The sequence below is a fragment of the Flexithrix dorotheae DSM 6795 genome (genome assembly GCF_000379765.1).
Taxonomy (GTDB): domain Bacteria; phylum Bacteroidota; class Bacteroidia; order Cytophagales; family Flammeovirgaceae; genus Flexithrix; species Flexithrix dorotheae.
Genome location: NZ_KB903456.1, coordinates 5,001 through 22,233, shown reverse-complemented (window position 1 = coordinate 22,233; position 17,233 = coordinate 5,001). Strand labels below are relative to the sequence as shown.

The window sequence follows — 17,233 nt, the reverse complement described above, 5'->3', positions numbered from 1 at the left end:
AATTCACAAAACTAGGAACTACCATCTCAAATTCAGGGTGATAGATAAAAAAAGACCGGTTGGAAAATATTTTTCTCCAACCGGTCTCAAATTTTTCAAAAATTAGAAATATTACTATCTGGCAAAGTTTACGGCCCTCATTTCCCTAATTACCGTCACTTTTATCTGACCAGGATACTGTAAATCTTTTTCTATCTTATTGGATATATCGAATGAAAGCTGGCTAGCTGCCTCATCGCTTACATTTTCAGCATCTACCATTACCCTCAATTCTCTACCAGCCTGCATGGCATAGCATTTATTTACTCCTTTAAATGAAATTGCAAGACTTTCAAGATCTTTAAGTCTTTTGATATACGATTCCATCATTTCCCTTCTCGCACCCGGTCTGGATCCAGAAATCGCATCGCAGGCCTGAATAATCGGAGCAATCATACATTTCATCTCTATTTCATCATGGTGAGCACCAATGGCATTACATACATCAGGATGTTCTCCATATTTTTCAGCCCATTTCATCCCCAAAATTGCGTGTGGCAATTCCGATTCCTCATCCGGAACTTTTCCAATATCATGTAACAGCCCAGCCCTTTTAGCCATCTTGGCATTAAGCCCCAATTCCGAAGCCAGTGTGGCAGATAAATTAGCCACCTCTCTGGAGTGTTGTAATAAGTTTTGTCCATAAGACGATCTGAATCTCATTCTACCAACTGCTTTTACAAGTTGAGGATGTAAACCGTGAATACCCAAGTCGATTACAGTTCTTTCCCCTAGCTCCAGAATCTCTTCTTCAATATTTTTAGTGGTTTTTTCCACCACTTCCTCAATTCTTGCTGGGTGAATTCTGCCATCCGCCACCAGTCGGTGTAAAGAAACTCTGGCAATTTCTCTTCTTACCGGATCAAAACCTGATATAATAATCGCCTCCGGAGTATCATCAACAATAATTTCCACCCCAGTAGAGGCCTCAATTGCCCTGATATTTCTACCTTCTCTACCAATGATTTTACCTTTCAATTCATCACTTTCAAGGTTAAAAACAGAAACACAGTTTTCGATGGCATGTTCAGCTGCAGTTCTTTGAATAGTGGTTAAGACCAATTTTTTAGCTTCCTTGGTAGCTCCAAGTTTAGCCTCATCAATAATTTGCTTCACCTGAACAGAAGCTTTTGATTTGGCTTCATCCTTTAGTGCTTCAATTAACTGCTCTCGGGCTTCATCTACCTTCAGATTGGAAATTTTTTCAAGCTTCTCAATTTGTTCAAGTCTGTGCTTTTCTGCTTCCTCCAGTTTTTTATCCAAAACCTCTACCTGCAACTTTATGTTACCCCTCACCTCTTCAATCTCCTCTCCTTTTTTCTTTAGCATTTCGCTTTGCTTGGCCAGATTCCCCTCTCGCTGTTTTAGTCTTTGCTCATTCTGCTTCAGATTAGCTTCCCTTTGTTTCAGTTTATTTTCATTACTAATTAACTGGGATTTCTTTTTGTTCGATTCGTTATTAAAATCAGATTTAAGTTTTAAAAATTTTTCCTTTGCCTCTAACAATTTATCTTTTTTTAATGCTTCGGCTTTAAGATCTGCTTCTTTTAGTAATAAGTCTGCTTTCTTTTTGGCATTAATCTCATATTGTTTGAAGTACCTTTTCAAAAGGATCCTTCCCACAAACACACCAACTGCAAAAGCAACGGTGGCTATTAGTATTTCTATCATTGTTTAAATAGTTAAATCTAAAAAGTAGTACTTCCCTTTAAATTGCAGATAAACAATATCTTTCTACAATTTGGAGGACTTACTTAGCTGTAAGGCGGGCAAAATTGAAATAAATATGGAATGGAAAAAAATGGTTAAAAAATACTCACTTAATCGCTTCAGAAAGCTCACGATCAATTAATTCTAATTTTGAAGTAAGTTTATTATGCAGTTCATTATTTTTAAGACTTTCAACCACTGTATCAAAGGTGATCATGGCTAGTAAATCTTGTTTATCTTTTACTCCCAGCTTCTCTCTTCTGTCCTGAATCTTTTGCTCAATTACTTTCCCCGCTTTTCTAAGAATGGCCTCATCCTTAGGATTTATTTTAAGTGAATATGTCCTATCCGATATTTTTATATTTATGAAAATATCATTCATAAACTTCATTTATTACTACATCTGCTTGTTTAAATAAGCTATGCAGTGATCTATTTCCTTTATATATTCATCAATTTTAGCCTTTAATTCGGCAGAATTTTCCGAATCTTCAGCTAAGTTCTCTACAATTTTACTAATTTTTACTTTATATTGAAAATCATTCAACATTTCATTTTGTTCTTCAATTTTGGACTGAAGTTTTTCATTTTGCTTTTTGGTTTCATAAAGTTCCTTTTTTACAGAATTAAATTCCCTTACCAAGACCTTTATTTTTTCCTCAAGGCTGTTAATTTGTATTATTAGTCCATTTTTATCCTCCATAAAAACACATTAATCTAATTATTTTTTTTCGAAGAATTTTCCTGTAAAATCCTTTTTCACCAGATTAAGTTTAATAATAAATTATTTTTTGATCTTCTCTACTAATCCTCACCAAAACTTGACTTTCAGTCTTGATTAAAGTCAATTTAATGAGTGATTCCAATCATTATTTTAGTCAAATTCTGAAGATAGATTTGGTTGTTCGCTATTCAATATAGCATCTCCTTAACCAAAATCTTTTCGCCATGATTAATTTGCTAAACACACTGGGTTTCCCCGGAATCGTTTTACTTTTTATGGCTTCCTTATTTGGTATAATTATACTCTTAAAATACATTCTAAAAAGAGAAGCAAAAGAAGTTTTGGCTCACCCGCCAACCGCAAACGTTTTACAAAAAAAATATCCGGGAGTGGATATTAATAATTATAAGGGACTTATTTATAATATTGGTTTAATTTTCACCCTTTCCATTGTGCTGGCCATATTCGAATTTCCCGATTATGAAGAACAATCACTAGTGCAACTCACCAGTGATCGGGAAATGATAGAGGAAATGCAGGAAATTCCTCCCACTGAGCACAAACCTCCTCCTCCACCCAAAATTACACAACCTGAAATTGTGGAAGTACCTGATGAAGTGGAAATTGAAGAGGAAATAGAAATTGACCTGGATGTGGAAGCCAGTGAAGACGAGATTGTAGAAGAAGTGGAAGTCAATATTGAAGAAGAACAAGAAGTAGAAGTTGCTGAAGAAATTTTCCAAATTGTGGAAGATCCTGCAACTCCAAGTGGTGGATATAAAGAGTTTTACGCCTTTGTAGGCAAAAACCTGAAATATCCAAGAAAAGCACTTGATGTTGGAGTAGCCGGGAAAGTTTATGTGCAATTCGTAGTAGACAAAGATGGCTCTTTAACTAACATGAATGTGGTTAGAGGAATAGGATTCGGTTGTGATGAGGAAGCGATAAGAGTACTTGCACTAGCCCCAAAATGGAAACCAGGTAAACAAAGAGGAGTAGCAGTGAAACAAATAATGGTAATCCCGATTACTTTTAAAATTGCTGATATGTAAACAAAAAATTATTAATTGGGCATAATTAATTTAAAAAGGCATTAGGTTTTTATCTATTGCCTTTTTCTCTATGCGGGTGTTCAATTATTTCTCCAATCCATCCTTATTATTCCAGCAATATAATTTTCATGAAATTGTTTAATTCCCACTAGACAGTTGTTAAGATTAATAGTAGCATTTAAGTCTTATCCTTTTAAAAATTTTATCATAGGCTATTGTACCCGAAATCAAAAATTTCATTAATTTCAAAAATAGAAAACCGTTATTTTTCTGTAAAACTTCAAGGAATGTTTAAACACCAAAGTCTATTTGCACTGACAATTTTTTCATTTGTTTTTATAAATATTTCAATAGCACAGACCGATGATTATTTATGGAGAAAGGAAAAACCATTACAATGGAGTGACTATAAAAGTGACCATGTGGGAAAAGAATATGAAGCGGCACATACCAAGTTTAAAATAGATCTGAAATATGGAGGGAAACTTATTGGAGACAGTATTGCTTTTGATTTCACAGTGAAGACAATTTTCCTTCCCATGGAATCCTGGGTGATTGAGGATAAAAAAAGTGATAAACTATTGAACCATGAACAATTGCAATTTGATATAGCAGAACTCCATGCCAGAAAAATGCGGAAAGCATTTGCCAGCACTTCATTTTCAAAAACCGCCTACAAATCTGAAATTCAGGAAATTTATAAACAAAAAATGACTGAATTGAATGCTTACCAAAGACAATATAACCTTGATACCGCTTACGGTTCCAACTTGGAAAAACAAGATGAATGGGATGAAAAAGTAGCCACTGAACTTTCTGCACTGGAAGAATATGCTTTCAAAGAATAGGTGCCGGTACTAATTTATACCCTAAGCAATTTCGGATTGTGGTTATTTAAAATATTTAAATTTGACTGATCAAGGCACTATCCGCACTATTTCCCCAACTGCCAAAAGGTAATTATCCTTCCCATTTAATTTCTGGAGTTCATCTAAGGATATCCCATTTTTCTTTGCAATAGAATACATTGTATCTCCTTTGTGAACTTCATAAAACTTAGGCTTACTCACTTTCAATTGCTGCCCCACCTTAATATTATTGGACCACAATCGGTTCCAGGATTTTAGTTCATTTAAAGTGATGCCATGTTTTCTGGAAATCGCAAAAAGTGTTTCCCCTTTCTCTACAGTGTGCAATTCTTCTCCTGAAACTGATTTTGTACGAGTTAATTGAGTTTTTTGCTCCACTTCTTTTTGAGGAATTGATGCTACACTTCCTTGGGGTGAAACCTCATTTTTGGTTTCAATGTTTTTGGGAAGTGTAGTAGAAGGCTTATTGTTTTTGGCTATAACCTCAGGACTTTCCTGAGGAACATTAATAGTTTCATCCCCTGTATGAAAAGTATAAACCCCATTTGGAGTGGCGGAATAATTCAACTCCTTTTTATTGGCATTAAAATAATCGAAATTTACTTTCAACGAAGCCCAAAATTGACTTAAATAGCTATCACCAGGATATAAATTTTGTAGTTTATCCAGATTTTTGCTGGTAAGCCCTGCAGGAAAAATTTGAATTGGAATTTTTTGCTGACCAGCAGCCTTTGCCTCTACAGCCATTACATAAATTTCCTTTATTCCTTCATCCGAAACAGGAATACTCCCATTGGCTTTACAACCACCCCACAAAAAAACTTCATCATTCTGGCTGCCTCTGTTTTTATCGGCCTGATTGGGGTAATTTATTCCTAAACCCAGAAAATGCTCATTTTCATGATCGAAAAGTTCTATATTGTAAAAACCCTCGGGAATTTGCTTGTCACCAAGTTTGGTTTTTGGACCAAATTCCCCGCTTTTTTCACAGATTTTATATTTCTTTAAAAGAGTGTAGGAGGTTGCATTAGGGGGCTTAATGTACAATTCGATAATTTCTTCAGCTTTAAAAACCCTCAGGAGCATATGATTGGCAAATGACTTGATCCCCTTTTTAAGAACCAGTTTTTTCATGTCATTTTCTTTATCAATATAAGCCGTTTTTACATTCTCGTATTGCAATTGTTTAAATTTAAAATCATCATCCAAAGTTGAAACCGCACTTAAGAGAAAAAACAGTAAAATAGCTGGGATAATGGTTTTAGGTTTGGTTAGCATATTGAAAAAAAATTTATACTTCAAAAAATTGAAACTTAAGAAGCCCAACCTTCTCTATCCAGGCTTCTAAACTGAATGGCTTCTGCCAAATGTTCCATTTTAATATTTTCGCTTCCTGCAAGGTCTGCAATTGTCCTTCCCACTTTTAAAATTCTATCATAAGCTCTGGCAGAGAGGCCGAGTTTTTCCATGGCTGTTTTTAATAGGACTTTACCCTGCTGATCAATTTTGCAAATCTCTTTCACCAACTGAGAAGACATCATGGCGTTGCAGTGAACCTGCTCAAAATTATTGAACCTTTCAGATTGTAATGTTCGTGCCTTAATCACATCGTTCCGTATTTCTTCACTTGTTTGATTTTTTCGTTCCGATGTCATTTCATCAAAGGAAACAGGGGTTACTTCTACATGCAAATCAATCCGATCTAATAGTGGCCCACTGATTTTATTTAAATAGCGCTGAACGCCTCCAGGAGGGCAAACACACTCTTTTTCCGGGTGATTGTAAAAACCACACGGACAAGGGTTCATGCTGGCAATTAACATAAAGTTTGCAGGGAAATCAACCGAAACTTTTGCTCTTGAAATAGTTACCCTTCTTTCTTCCAAGGGCTGCCTCATCACCTCAAGCACTGTTCTTTTAAATTCGGGAAGTTCATCCAAAAACAAGACCCCGTTATGAGAAAGTGAAATTTCTCCAGGTTGGGGATTACCACCTCCTCCCACCAAAGCCACATCGCTTATAGTATGATGCGGAGATCTGAATGGCCTTCTGGCAATAAGATTGGCATTTTCCCCTAATTTTCCAGCTACGGAATGAATTTTGGTCGTTTCCAGCGCTTCCTGTAGGCTTAATGGGGGCAAAATTGAAGGAAGTCTTTTTGCCAACATGGTTTTTCCCGCTCCAGGAGGCCCGATCATGATAACATTATGTCCGCCTGCCGCAGCCACCATTAACGCCCTTTTAATGTTTTCCTGTCCCTGGACACTTGAAAAATCAGCATCGTACTCGTTCTGAGTTTCAAAAAATATATCTCTCGTGTCTACCTGAAGGGGGGATATCTTCTTATTTCCTTCAAAAAAGTCAATAGCCTCTTTAATATTGTCCACCCCAATTACATCAAGGTTATTTACAATAGCAGCCTCTGAAGCATTTTTTTTGGGAAGTACAAATCCTTTAAATTTTTGTTTTCTGGCTTCTATTGCTATTGGCAAGACGCCTTTAATTGGCCGTAATTCCCCATTGAGAGAAAGTTCTCCCAAAATTACATATTTTTCAAGTAAATCTGTATGTATTTGGTTGGAGGAGGCAAGTATACCTAAGGCAATTGGTAAATCGTAAGCAGATCCTTCTTTTCTGACATCGGCAGGAGCCATATTTACCACCACTTTTTGCCTGGGCATATGGTATCCTAAATGCTTTATAGCAGATTCAATACGCTGCTGACTTTCTTTTACAGCATTATCCGGAAGCCCCACCATGTAAAAACTTGTCCCATTTATTACATTTACTTCCACAGTCACCAAAGAAGCATCCACTCCGGAAACTGAACATCCAAAAGTCTTTGCAATCATTCTTCTTTCACTTTTAATCTATAATCTTTAGTAAATACCCTTATTCTCCGATTTTTATTATTGTAATATAGGTTTTTATCTTTATTTTTTGAAAAATAACCATAAATGAAACACTTATTATTTTACCCTAAAAACCTGAAATTATAAAAATGTACACGATTATAAATATTATTTTTTCTACAAAACAAAGACTTTGTGGAGGCTTTTTATAATATTGTATTCAGAAATGGAAAAATGATTTATTATGATTATCCAAATCCATTATTACCATAAGGACTAACAGCAAAGGCGTGGACATGGAAAAGAAAAAAATTGCTATCCTGGGCTCAACCGGATCAATCGGCACACAATCCCTGGAAGTAATTCAGGCAAATCGGGATAAATTTGAAGTTCTGGTATTAACCGCACAAAATAATGCTGATTTATTGATTCAGCAGGCTCAAAAATTCTCCCCTTCGAAAGTTGTTATCGGAAATGAAGCAAAATACCAATCTGTAAAAGAGGCCTTATCATCCAAAGGGATTGAAGTACTCTCTGGTGCCAAAGCTTTGGAGGAAGTAGTCTCAATGGATGATATCGATATTGTATTAACAGCCCTGGTAGGATATTCAGGACTTAAGCCCACAATTAAGGCTATTCAAGCAGGAAAAGATATTGCCCTGGCCAATAAAGAAACTCTGGTGGTTGCAGGGGAGCTAATTACTCAACTGGCTGCTGAGCAAAACATCAAAATCCTTCCTGTTGATTCAGAACATTCAGCCATTTTTCAGTGTTTGGTTGGGGAAGAAGGAAATCCTATTGAAAAGATTATTCTCACTGCTTCTGGCGGGCCATTTCGAGGCAAAACTGTAGATCAATTATTGAAGGTTACTAAGGCGGATGCTTTAAAACATCCAAATTGGGAGATGGGCGCAAAAATAACTATTGATTCCGCCAGTTTAATGAATAAGGGACTTGAAGTAATTGAAGCCAAATGGCTTTTCAACTTATCAGGTTCGCAAGTGGATGTTATTGTTCATCCTCAATCAATTATTCATTCGATGGTGCAGTTTGAGGATGGAAGTATAAAAGCCCAAATGGGTTTACCTGATATGAAACTTCCTATTCAATATGCACTTGGATTTCCAAAGCGTTTGAAATCCGACTTCGAAAGGTTTAATTTTACTGACTACTCACAATTAACTTTTGAGAAGCCAGATTCTAAAACCTTTAAGAACCTTGCTTTGGCATTTGATGTTTTGGAGAAAGCTGGAAATATGCCATGTGCATTAAATGCAGCAAATGAGATTGCAGTGGAAAGATTTTTGAGAGAGGAAATTAATTTCCTTGACATTGCCAGGCTAAACGAAGCCTGTATTTCAAAAGTGGATTTTGTGAAAAATCCCTCCCTTGAAGATTATATTGCCACTGACAAATTGGCAAGAGAACTGGCAAAACAATCTGTATAAATCAATTTTTACAGAAAAGCGCATTTTTTGTTGTCAGAACCAAATGGGCTTGAGTGTAGTTTCTCAAGACAAAAGAACACTGACAATTATTTTTTTATTTAAAACATTTTTTCTTTGAGCAATATACCATTTGGAAAACCAGCTTGCTCTTCAGAAATAATTTTGAAAAATTCAATTACTTTATGGAAGGATTAATAATGGCAGCTCAATTACTATTAGGGTTGTCTATTTTGGTTGGATTGCATGAGTTAGGGCACTTGGTTGCAGCAAAAGTTTTTGGGATGCGGGTAGAAAAATATTCCATTGGGTTTCCCCCCAAAATATTTGGGGTAAAAGTTGGCGAAACCGAATATTCTATCGGAGCACTTCCATTAGGTGGCTTTGTGAAAATATCGGGAATGATAGATGAATCCCTTGATACTCACCAACTGGCTACTGAACCTAAACCCTGGGAATTCCGATCGAAACCAGCATGGCAAAGATTGATTGTAATGCTTGGAGGTATTATCATCAATGTAATTACCGGAATTATCATTTTTATAGGTCTTCAGTATTTTCTTGGTGACCGGTACTTTTCTGTGGATGAAGTTAACAAACACGGTATATATGTAACCGAACTGGGAGAAGAAATTGGTCTTCAGGATGGGGATAAAATCATTAAACTTAATGGAAAGGAGTTCGAAAACTTTAATGATGCCAGAAACCCTAATTTTCTATTGGAAACAGGAAGTTTCTATACTGTTTTAAGGAATGGCAAAGAGGTTGATATTCCAATTCCAGCAGATTTTATTGGTCGGCTTAGCGATAAAAATGTCAATAAAAACTTTATGGATATTCGTATTCCATTTAAAGTTGAAAAACTTCAGCAGGGAAGTAATGCAGAGAAGGGAGGATTAAAAGCTGATGATGTTATTGTGGCAGTAAATGACCAGCCTATTAATTATTTGCATGAATTTCGGGCCGTTCTTCAAAGTAATAAAAACAAAGAAGTAGCTGTGAAGGTAAAAAGAGATGAGGGGGAAAAGCTATTGAATATTCAGGTGGATAAAAAAGGTGAGGTTGGTTTTTTTATTAAATATTTATTAGAGCCATCCATTAAAAACTATTCTCTTTCCGAGTCGGTAAAATTGGGAACTGTAGAGGCTTTTGCAGTGATTACGGTGCAGCTAAAAGCTTTCAACAAAATATTTCAGGGTGATGTTTCGGCTTCTGATTCATTAAGCGGACCAATAGGAATTGCTCAGATTTTTGGAGGAACCTGGGATTGGGTAAAATTCTGGACCATTACCGGAATGCTTTCCATGGTATTAGCCTTTATGAACTTATTGCCAATTCCAGCGCTTGACGGTGGACATGTTGTGTTCTTATCTTATGAAATAGTTTCCGGAAGACCTCCTTCAGATAAGTTTTTAGAGGCCTCTCAAAAAATAGGGATGGTACTTCTACTTTGCCTGATGGTTTTCGCCTTTGGAAATGATATTTATAAATTATTCTAATCAGTTTGATTTTGAGTTAAAAAGAAAAAAAAAGCCTTCAGAACTAACTTCTGAAGGCTTTTTCTTTACAGGCAATCTACATCTACCACTATGGGAAATTGTTTGAACCGTTTGGTATCTCTTACAGATTCAATGGCTTCTTTAATGATTTCCTTTTGTTTTTTCAGATTACCTCCTCCCCTTCTCATTTTGATCAGAATATCCTTCAGGTAAAAGTTTCTGATTTTATCAATTATCGGGTTTTCCGGGCCTAATACCATTTTAGTTCCAAAACTGTTTTTCAGTTTTATGGCTAATTTTTCAGCGATCTGGTCTCTGGCTTCCCTGTTTTCATGTTTTACTGTAATTCTGATCAAGCGGGTAAAAGGAGGGTATAAATGGTTTTGTCGCTCTTTTATTTCACCTGAGAAAAAACCTTCGTAATCATGTGAAGCTATTTTGTTTAGTAAAGGCTGTTTTGGATTTCCTGTTTGAATTAGAACTAATCCTTTGGAAGCTCTTCTTCCTGCCCTTCCACTTACCTGAGTGATCAATTGAAAAGTTTTTTCATGAGACCTAAAATCGGGGAAATGAATTAAACGATCAATATCGAAAATTCCTACCAAATCCACATGATCAAAATCAAGCCCCTTACTTACCATTTGAGTTCCCACTAAAACATCAATCTGTTTGTTGGCAAAATCATTCAAAATTTTTTGGTAACTGTATTTTTTCCTGGTAGTTTCCAAATCCATTCTCCCCACATTTATATTGGGCAACATGGCCTTCAACTCATCCTCAATTTTCTCTGTACCAATACCAACTGTAACTATTTTGGTAGACCCACATGAAACACATGACCTGGGAAGAGCCTCTTTATAACCGCAATAGTGGCAAACCATGGTGTTTCTATACATATGGTAAGTGAGGCTTACCGAGCAACTATCACATTTGGGAATCCATCCACAATCTTCACACATTAAGTAAGGAGCATATCCACGCCTGTTCTGAAATAAAATGGTTTGTTTTTCATTTTCAATATTTTTCTCAATTTCCTCAACCAAAACAGAAGAAAACTCTCCTTTCATTTTTTTCTGTTTTTTCTCTTTTAAGGTATTAACCAGTTGTATTTCAGGTAATGCCACACCTCCAAATCTTTCCTGAAGACGCACAAGCCCATAATTCCCCCTTTTTGCTAAAAAATAACTTTCTACAGAAGGAGTAGCCGAGCCAAGCAAAACTTTGGCATGATGGAAGCGTCCTAGGATCATAGCCGAATCCCTGGCATTATATCTTGGTGCCGGGTCATATTGTTTATAAGAAGAATCGTGTTCTTCGTCTACAATTATTAAACTCAGATTGGAAAAGGGGAGGAAAATAGACGAGCGTACACCAACTACAAATGAAAAAGTCCCCTCAGCTACTCCCCTCCATACTTCTACTCTTTCATTGTCCGAAAAACGGGAATGGTATACCCCCACTTTTCCACCAAATATTTTTTTTAACCGGATTACCATTTGGGTGGTTAATACAATTTCGGGTAAGAGTAATAAAACCTGAGAACCACTTTCAATGGCATCTTTTATTAAACTGACATATATTTCAGTTTTTCCACTGCCTGTTATTCCGAATAGTAAACTAATTTCTTTGTCATTAAATCCTTCCAGAATTTCTTCTCTTGCCTTTTTTTGGCGATCACTTAATTCTACCTGATACTTCATTTCAGAGCTATCCGAAGTTTCCAGGTCCTCAAACCGGGAAACTATCTCATCAAACTCCTCCATGATTTGATTTTTCACCAGGGTTTTCAAAGATGACGGAGAGACCTGATTATGCTCATCATTTAAGAAAATTGATTTTTGAATTCCCTTTTCATTTAGCAAGGGGTTGGAATAGATAGGAACCTGGGAAAGATATTTTAGTAAAACCTGCTCTTGTTTGGAATTGGATTTTAAAGCATTGAATACTTTTTCAAGGCTCTCTTCATTTAAGGCTAACTCCGGATTAAGCCTTATTTTCTTTACAACTTTTGGCTTATATTTTTCTTTTACTTCTTCAAAAATCAGAATAGCTCTTTTGGCTATCAGGTATTTGATAATCTGATAAATATTTTTTGAATCCAGGATTTCAGAGGCCTGATCATAGGGTAAAGATTCATTTTCCCGGAGTACCTGAATTAGCTTGGTTTCCTGTTCTGTAAATGTGGTGGAAGCGTTTTCAAAATCAAATTCAGGGTTAATTTGAATTCTGGATTGACTGGATAATTTTAATCCTGAGGGAATGGCCACATTCATTACTTCCCCAACGGTACACATATAATATTCTGCAATCCATTCCCAAAATTGAATTTGCAAAGAATTTACAACAGGGTTTTCATCCAGATTTTCCAGAATATATTTGGCCTCATAATTTTGAGGAGGGTTTTCATGAATTTTTACCACAATTCCCGTAAGTACCCGCCTTCTGCCAAACTGCACAATTACCCTGCCTCCTTCTATAACATTTTCGTTCAGATCGAAAGGAACCCGGTAGGTAAAGTATTGAGCAAGAGGAACAGGAAGGAGAATATCTGCAAATAAAGTTTTTCTTTCAGTATGAGGATGGTCCATCAAAAAATATATAAGACTTTATATCTAAATCATAAAGCAAAGTTATTCACTTTCCAATAAAGGGATTGCACTATCAAGAAAATCCTGCATATATGGATGCAATGCATTTCTAAAAGCTTCAGTATAAGCTTCCTTCTTTAAAATCACGGGTTGTGAGTGCAAATCATCCAATTTCAACTCCCCTTTAGCTTTTGCAAAATACAATACATTCACGGTATCAGTTCCATTTCCATGACCAAAAGGATCTGTGTGGAAAAATGTTCTGGCAAACCCAAGTTCCTTAACATCAAATATATCAAGGTTACATTCTTCCTTCACTTTTTTGATAGCCGATTTCTCAGCAGGCAATCCTCTTTCTACTCTCCCTCCCAATGACCATAAAATTCCCTTTGCCGGAAAATTGTCTCTTACAATCAAAAGTATTCCACCATTGTATTCCACAAGGATATCATGGCAAAACTGGACTAAAGACTGGTGGGCTTTTTCATAAGTTTCCAAAGGTAGTTTATCAGCCCTTAAATTATTAAGATTAACTTCCTGATTTGTTTCAATTTTATATTCTTTCATATCTTTTTTGTAAAAATAAAAGGCTGCCTTTATTGGACAGCCTGCTTTTAATTAAAATACAATTTTAGATATGCCCTAAATTTTTATTAGGTAAAAGGTTTTGTCAGATACTTACAAATTGCCAATAGTAGCAGTATTTTTTTAATGTTGATAAACTACATCTCAGTTTCAATCAGTTGAGGCAAATTATAAGAAAGTGTTTTCTGTCCAACCTCTTACCAATTATTTTAAATATCTAAAATCGTGATTTTTTTTCAATTGTTTGAGAAAGTGATAAATCAAGTCCCCTACATCTTTCACATCGCTTTTGTCCACCATTTCCACTGTAGTATGCATGTATTTTAGCGGCAAAGAAATGAGTGCTGAAGCTACTCCCATCCCCGAATATGCAAAAGCATCTGTATCTGTTCCTGTTGCTCTTGAGGCTGCTGCTCTTTGAATATTGATTTTATTTTTTTCAGCAACTTTAATTAACATGTCCAAAAGATTATTCTGAACAGCTGGTCCGTAAGTTAGCACAGGTCCACCACCAGATTTTTGATCTCCTTGTTGTTTTTTATCATACATTGGAGCTGTAGTATCATGGCAAACATCTATTATGATAGCAGCATCTGGTTTTATACGTTCCGCAATCATTTCCGCACCTCTGAGCCCAATTTCTTCTTGAACAGCATTCACAATGTAGAGTCCAAAAGGTAATTTATCCTTATTTTCCTTTAATTTTCTTGCAACTTCCGAAAGAATAAACCCGCCAATTCTATTATCCAGAGCCCTTCCAACAAGATACTTTTTATTCAATTCAATCAAATCGTCCTCAAAAGTAACTACGCATCCCACGTGGACTCCCAGGTTTTCAACTTCTTCCTTATTCGAACAACCCAAATCAATAAAAATATTTTTTAAAGAGGGTGATTCTTCTTTGGCTAAGTCTCTGACATGGATAGCAGGCCAGCCAAAAATGCCTTTCACAACTCCCTTTTTAGTATGGATATTTACTCTTTTTGAAGGTGCAATTTGATGATCAGAACCACCATTTCTCCTCACATAAATATACCCTTCCGGTGAAATATAATTTACAAACCAGGAGATTTCGTCCGCATGAGCTTCAATGACAACCTTGTACTTTGCTTCAGGATTAATAACTCCCACAACTGTTCCATATGTATCTGTGAAATATTCATCAATATATGGTTGTAAATAATCCAGCCAAATCTTTTGTCCTGCAGATTCAAATCCTGTTGGCGAAGCATTATTCAAATATTTAAATAAGAACTTTTTACTCTCTTTTTTCATAATCTCTATTTCATTATCCTTTTCTCAAATTTAATTATTCTTTTTAATTGCCATTAAAAATGGTGAAGAAAACCACTTTATATTTGAAGTTGTCTAAAGTAAAGGATTTCTTGGTGAGAAATAAAAGGTTTTGCTTTAGACAGCTTCTTTAAGAATACTCAAATAGAAATAATTTATATGGAAGGGTAATTATTTTTTCTTACAAAAAAAGTTTTGAAGTAATCCAGTCTGCCTGAAGTTTTCCTTTATCTGTAAGAACAATATGATTATCTAGTAAACTTACCAAATTAAATTTAACAAAATCCTCTAATTCTTTTTGCTTTAACGTTAGCAAATCAATATTATACCGGGATTTTATAAAATCTAAATTACTTCCCCAAATCGTTCGTAATGTAGTAAGAATGAATTCATTAACCTTTTCATTTTGAGAAAGGTATTCTATTTCTGCGGGAATAATCCCCTTCATTATAGATTTAATATACTTTGAATTATTTCTGATATTAAATTGTCTAATCTCTCCATTAAAAGAATGGGCACCCGGCCCGATACCTAAATATGAAGTTTGGTTCCAATAGTTTGAATTATGTTTTGAATATTTTTTATCTCTGGCAAAATTGGAAATTTCGTACTGCTCATATCCATTTCTCCTCAGATAATCAACAACTATTTCAAACTGTTCTGCTTCGAAATCTTCATTTGGAGAATTAATTTTCCCTTTTTTAAGCCAATTTCCGAAAACTGTTCTTTCTTCTATAGTTAAACAATATGCTGAAATATGGGGAACTTCTAAGCTAATGGCCTTTTTTAAATCAGTTTCTAAAACATTGTGGGAATTATTCGGAATACCATAAATTAGATCAATGGTTATATTCTCAAAGCCCTGATCTTGGGCTTTTTTTATAGCGTTTTCAGCCTCAATAGAAGAATGGGCGCGATTTAAAAACTTCAGTAATTCATTGTCAAATGTCTGCACCCCAATACTTAGCCTGTTCACACCCAGATTTTGAAGGTCTTTCAATTTTTGGGATGACAAATCATCAGGGTTACATTCAAGTGTAATTTCAGCATTCTCCACTATATTGAAGTTCTTCCAAATAGCATTAAAAATTATTGATAATTCCTCAAGACTTAAAAGTGATGGAGTACCTCCTCCAAAATAAACAGTTTCAATATCAGAATTAATAAAGGCCTTTTGGATTTTTAATTCTTCTGAAATCGCATCTACTAGTTCATTTTTAGTGGAAAAATTTGTACTGAAGTGAAAATCACAATAATGGCATGCCTTTTTACAATAGGGAATATGTAGATAAATTCCAGCCATTTTATATCCAGCCTGTGAATGGCCATTAAATTAAAAAAATAAAAGAATAGAAGAGATCAAAGTTACAATTATTACAAAAATCCGATAAGCAGATTCGGGAATAATTTTTACCACTTTTATTCCAATAAACACACCTAAAAGAATTGAGGGTAATATCTGTAAATCAAATAAAAAAGACTCCACCGTAATAGTACCCCAGAAAAAAATATGTAAGGGAATTTTAAATAAATTTAGCAACAAAAAAAACCAGGCTTTTGTACCAATAAAAGAGTTTTTCAACATCCCTTTCGACAAAAAATATACGGACATAATAGGTCCTGCCGCATTTCCCACCATTGTTGTAAATCCTCCTGAGGTGCCAAATACTGGGGAAATAATCTTGTTGTTTTTAAAAAAATCACCAGATTTTATTAATTGGTTAAAAATCAACAGTAGAATGGACACTATCACACCGATTGCAATGATTCTCTTGAAAAGAATATCCGGAATAGAGTTTCCAATATAAATTCCTATGAATAAACCTGCTAATACCCAGGGTAATAGTTTATATAAGTGCTGAATATTTGCATGCCTTCTATAATGAGCAACAGCATAAATATCTGCAAAAACCAAAAGAGGAAGCAATACTCCGGTAGATGCTTTTCCTCCAAAAGTTAAAGCAAATATAGGAATAGCAACCATTCCTGCCCCGGATAAGCCACTTTTTGACATGCCTATTAATATTCCCGAAAGCATTATCAAAAAAATCTGGAAATTACTTAAATCAAAAAGGGAATATTCCATTATTATTTATTTCAGAGATTCTAAAATATCAATCTCTTCCAAAAAACCTAATCCATATAAAAAGGAAGAGCCTCACTAATATTCTTAGTGAGGCTCAAAAATGATAAGACTGGCGATTACCTACTCTCCCACATATTACTGCAGTACCATTGGCGTGACAGGGCTTAACTTCTCTGTTCGGAATGGGAAGAGGTGTTCACCTGCACTATTGTCACCATTAAGTCTTTAATATTATAAATATTATATTTTTTAGTTAATTAACATGTTGTGATTAGTAAAACACTGCCAACACATGGTTGTTTTAAGAAAGTAATTGGGCAATTAGTACTGCTCAGCTTTGCCATCTCTGACTTTACACTTGCAGCCTATCAACGTTATCATCTCTAACGACCCTTATATAGAAGCCTCATCTTAAGGTGGGTTTCGCACTTAGATGCTTTCAGTGCTTATCCCTTCCGAACATAGCTACCCTGCGGTGCAGCTGACGCCAC

At 35.4% G+C, this 17,233-nt stretch carries 14 protein-coding genes and 2 rRNA genes (1 of these 16 running past the window's edge); 4 read left to right on the top strand and 12 right to left on the bottom strand.

Annotation, left to right across the window (positions count from 1 at the left end; genetic code table 11):
• Positions 1-114: 114 nt before the first annotated feature.
• The 3 genes from rny to A3EM_RS0124765 all read right to left on the bottom strand — a co-directional run bounded on the left by rny (position 115) and on the right by A3EM_RS0124765 (position 2,452).
• Positions 115-1,710, bottom strand: coding sequence for a ribonuclease Y (gene rny / locus A3EM_RS0124775; protein ID WP_020530943.1), 1,596 nt, complete (start codon positions 1,708-1,710; stop codon positions 115-117).
• Between the two features lie 145 nt (positions 1,711-1,855).
• Entirely contained in the window at positions 1,856-2,140 is a 285-nt protein-coding gene (locus A3EM_RS0124770; RefSeq protein WP_020530942.1) for a cell division protein ZapA, read from the bottom strand.
• Between the two features lie 6 nt (positions 2,141-2,146).
• Positions 2,147-2,452 carry a hypothetical protein gene (locus tag A3EM_RS0124765; protein WP_020530941.1) on the bottom strand — a complete coding sequence of 102 codons (306 nt, stop codon included), beginning with the start codon at positions 2,450-2,452 and terminating at the stop codon, positions 2,147-2,149.
• 245 nt (positions 2,453-2,697) lie between these two features.
• Here A3EM_RS0124765 and A3EM_RS0124760 point away from each other — a divergent pair, with 245 nt between their 5' ends.
• Positions 2,698-3,525 carry an energy transducer TonB gene (locus A3EM_RS0124760; RefSeq protein ID WP_020530940.1) on the top strand — a complete coding sequence of 276 codons (828 nt, stop codon included), beginning with the start codon at positions 2,698-2,700 and terminating at the stop codon, positions 3,523-3,525.
• Positions 3,526-3,812: 287 nt separating this feature from the next.
• Positions 3,813-4,373, top strand: a complete 561-nt coding sequence (locus A3EM_RS46235; protein WP_157638069.1) for a DUF922 domain-containing protein — start codon at positions 3,813-3,815, stop codon at positions 4,371-4,373.
• Between the two features lie 69 nt (positions 4,374-4,442).
• Here A3EM_RS46235 and A3EM_RS46230 read toward each other — a convergent pair whose 3' ends face one another.
• Both A3EM_RS46230 and A3EM_RS0124740 read right to left on the bottom strand, forming a co-directional pair.
• A complete protein-coding gene (locus A3EM_RS46230) occupies positions 4,443-5,672 on the bottom strand; it encodes a LysM peptidoglycan-binding domain-containing protein (RefSeq protein ID WP_020530938.1) in 1,230 nt (409 codons plus the stop codon).
• A gap of 35 nt (positions 5,673-5,707) precedes the next feature.
• On the bottom strand, positions 5,708-7,246 hold the full coding sequence (locus A3EM_RS0124740) for a YifB family Mg chelatase-like AAA ATPase (protein ID WP_020530937.1): 1,539 nt from the start codon (positions 7,244-7,246) through the stop codon (positions 5,708-5,710).
• Between the two features lie 296 nt (positions 7,247-7,542).
• On the opposite strand from A3EM_RS0124740, the gene A3EM_RS0124735 reads away from it, so the two are divergent.
• Positions 7,543-8,694: a 1-deoxy-D-xylulose-5-phosphate reductoisomerase gene (locus tag A3EM_RS0124735; RefSeq protein WP_020530936.1), complete on the top strand. Its 1,152-nt coding sequence runs from the start codon at positions 7,543-7,545 to the stop codon at positions 8,692-8,694.
• Positions 8,695-8,876: 182 nt separating this feature from the next.
• Positions 8,877-10,190, top strand: a complete 1,314-nt coding sequence (rseP, locus tag A3EM_RS0124730) for an RIP metalloprotease RseP (RefSeq protein WP_026210574.1) — start codon at positions 8,877-8,879, stop codon at positions 10,188-10,190.
• A 65-nt stretch (positions 10,191-10,255) separates the two neighbouring features.
• Here the strand turns inward: rseP and priA are convergent, their stop codons facing one another.
• From priA to A3EM_RS0124695, 7 genes are all read right to left on the bottom strand, one after another.
• Positions 10,256-12,778: a replication restart helicase PriA gene (gene priA, locus A3EM_RS0124725; protein ID WP_020530934.1), complete on the bottom strand. Its 2,523-nt coding sequence runs from the start codon at positions 12,776-12,778 to the stop codon at positions 10,256-10,258.
• Between the two features lie 42 nt (positions 12,779-12,820).
• Positions 12,821-13,345 carry an NUDIX domain-containing protein gene (locus A3EM_RS46225; protein ID WP_020530933.1) on the bottom strand — a complete coding sequence of 175 codons (525 nt, stop codon included), beginning with the start codon at positions 13,343-13,345 and terminating at the stop codon, positions 12,821-12,823.
• 222 nt (positions 13,346-13,567) lie between these two features.
• Positions 13,568-14,638 carry a M42 family metallopeptidase gene (locus tag A3EM_RS0124715; protein ID WP_020530932.1) on the bottom strand — a complete coding sequence of 357 codons (1,071 nt, stop codon included), beginning with the start codon at positions 14,636-14,638 and terminating at the stop codon, positions 13,568-13,570.
• A 199-nt stretch (positions 14,639-14,837) separates the two neighbouring features.
• Positions 14,838-15,959: a radical SAM family heme chaperone HemW gene (hemW, locus tag A3EM_RS0124710; protein ID WP_020530931.1), complete on the bottom strand. Its 1,122-nt coding sequence runs from the start codon at positions 15,957-15,959 to the stop codon at positions 14,838-14,840.
• A 30-nt stretch (positions 15,960-15,989) separates the two neighbouring features.
• Positions 15,990-16,742, bottom strand: coding sequence for a sulfite exporter TauE/SafE family protein (locus A3EM_RS0124705; protein WP_044239736.1), 753 nt, complete (start codon positions 16,740-16,742; stop codon positions 15,990-15,992).
• Positions 16,743-16,849: 107 nt separating this feature from the next.
• Positions 16,850-16,961 (bottom strand): 5S ribosomal RNA (rrf, locus tag A3EM_RS0124700).
• An 82-nt stretch (positions 16,962-17,043) separates the two neighbouring features.
• Positions 17,044-17,233, bottom strand: a 23S ribosomal RNA gene (locus tag A3EM_RS0124695); it runs 2,635 nt beyond the window's last position.

Coding starts and splice junctions, on each gene's coding strand:
- A3EM_RS0124760 (WP_020530940.1), top strand. CDS start 2,698: ATGATTAATTTGCTAAACACACTGGGTTTCCCCGGAATCGTTTTACTT.
- rny (WP_020530943.1), bottom strand. CDS start 1,710: ATGATAGAAATACTAATAGCCACCGTTGCTTTTGCAGTTGGTGTGTTT.
- A3EM_RS0124705 (WP_044239736.1), bottom strand. CDS start 16,742: ATGGAATATTCCCTTTTTGATTTAAGTAATTTCCAGATTTTTTTGATA.
- A3EM_RS46225 (WP_020530933.1), bottom strand. CDS start 13,345: ATGAAAGAATATAAAATTGAAACAAATCAGGAAGTTAATCTTAATAAT.
- priA (WP_020530934.1), bottom strand. CDS start 12,778: ATGGACCATCCTCATACTGAAAGAAAAACTTTATTTGCAGATATTCTC.
- rseP (WP_026210574.1), top strand. CDS start 8,877: ATGGAAGGATTAATAATGGCAGCTCAATTACTATTAGGGTTGTCTATT.
- A3EM_RS46230 (WP_020530938.1), bottom strand. CDS start 5,672: ATGCTAACCAAACCTAAAACCATTATCCCAGCTATTTTACTGTTTTTT.
- A3EM_RS46235 (WP_157638069.1), top strand. CDS start 3,813: ATGTTTAAACACCAAAGTCTATTTGCACTGACAATTTTTTCATTTGTT.
- A3EM_RS0124765 (WP_020530941.1), bottom strand. CDS start 2,452: ATGGAGGATAAAAATGGACTAATAATACAAATTAACAGCCTTGAGGAA.
- A3EM_RS0124770 (WP_020530942.1), bottom strand. CDS start 2,140: ATGAAGTTTATGAATGATATTTTCATAAATATAAAAATATCGGATAGG.
- A3EM_RS0124740 (WP_020530937.1), bottom strand. CDS start 7,246: ATGATTGCAAAGACTTTTGGATGTTCAGTTTCCGGAGTGGATGCTTCT.
- A3EM_RS0124715 (WP_020530932.1), bottom strand. CDS start 14,638: ATGAAAAAAGAGAGTAAAAAGTTCTTATTTAAATATTTGAATAATGCT.
- hemW (WP_020530931.1), bottom strand. CDS start 15,959: ATGGCTGGAATTTATCTACATATTCCCTATTGTAAAAAGGCATGCCAT.
- A3EM_RS0124735 (WP_020530936.1), top strand. CDS start 7,543: ATGGAAAAGAAAAAAATTGCTATCCTGGGCTCAACCGGATCAATCGGC.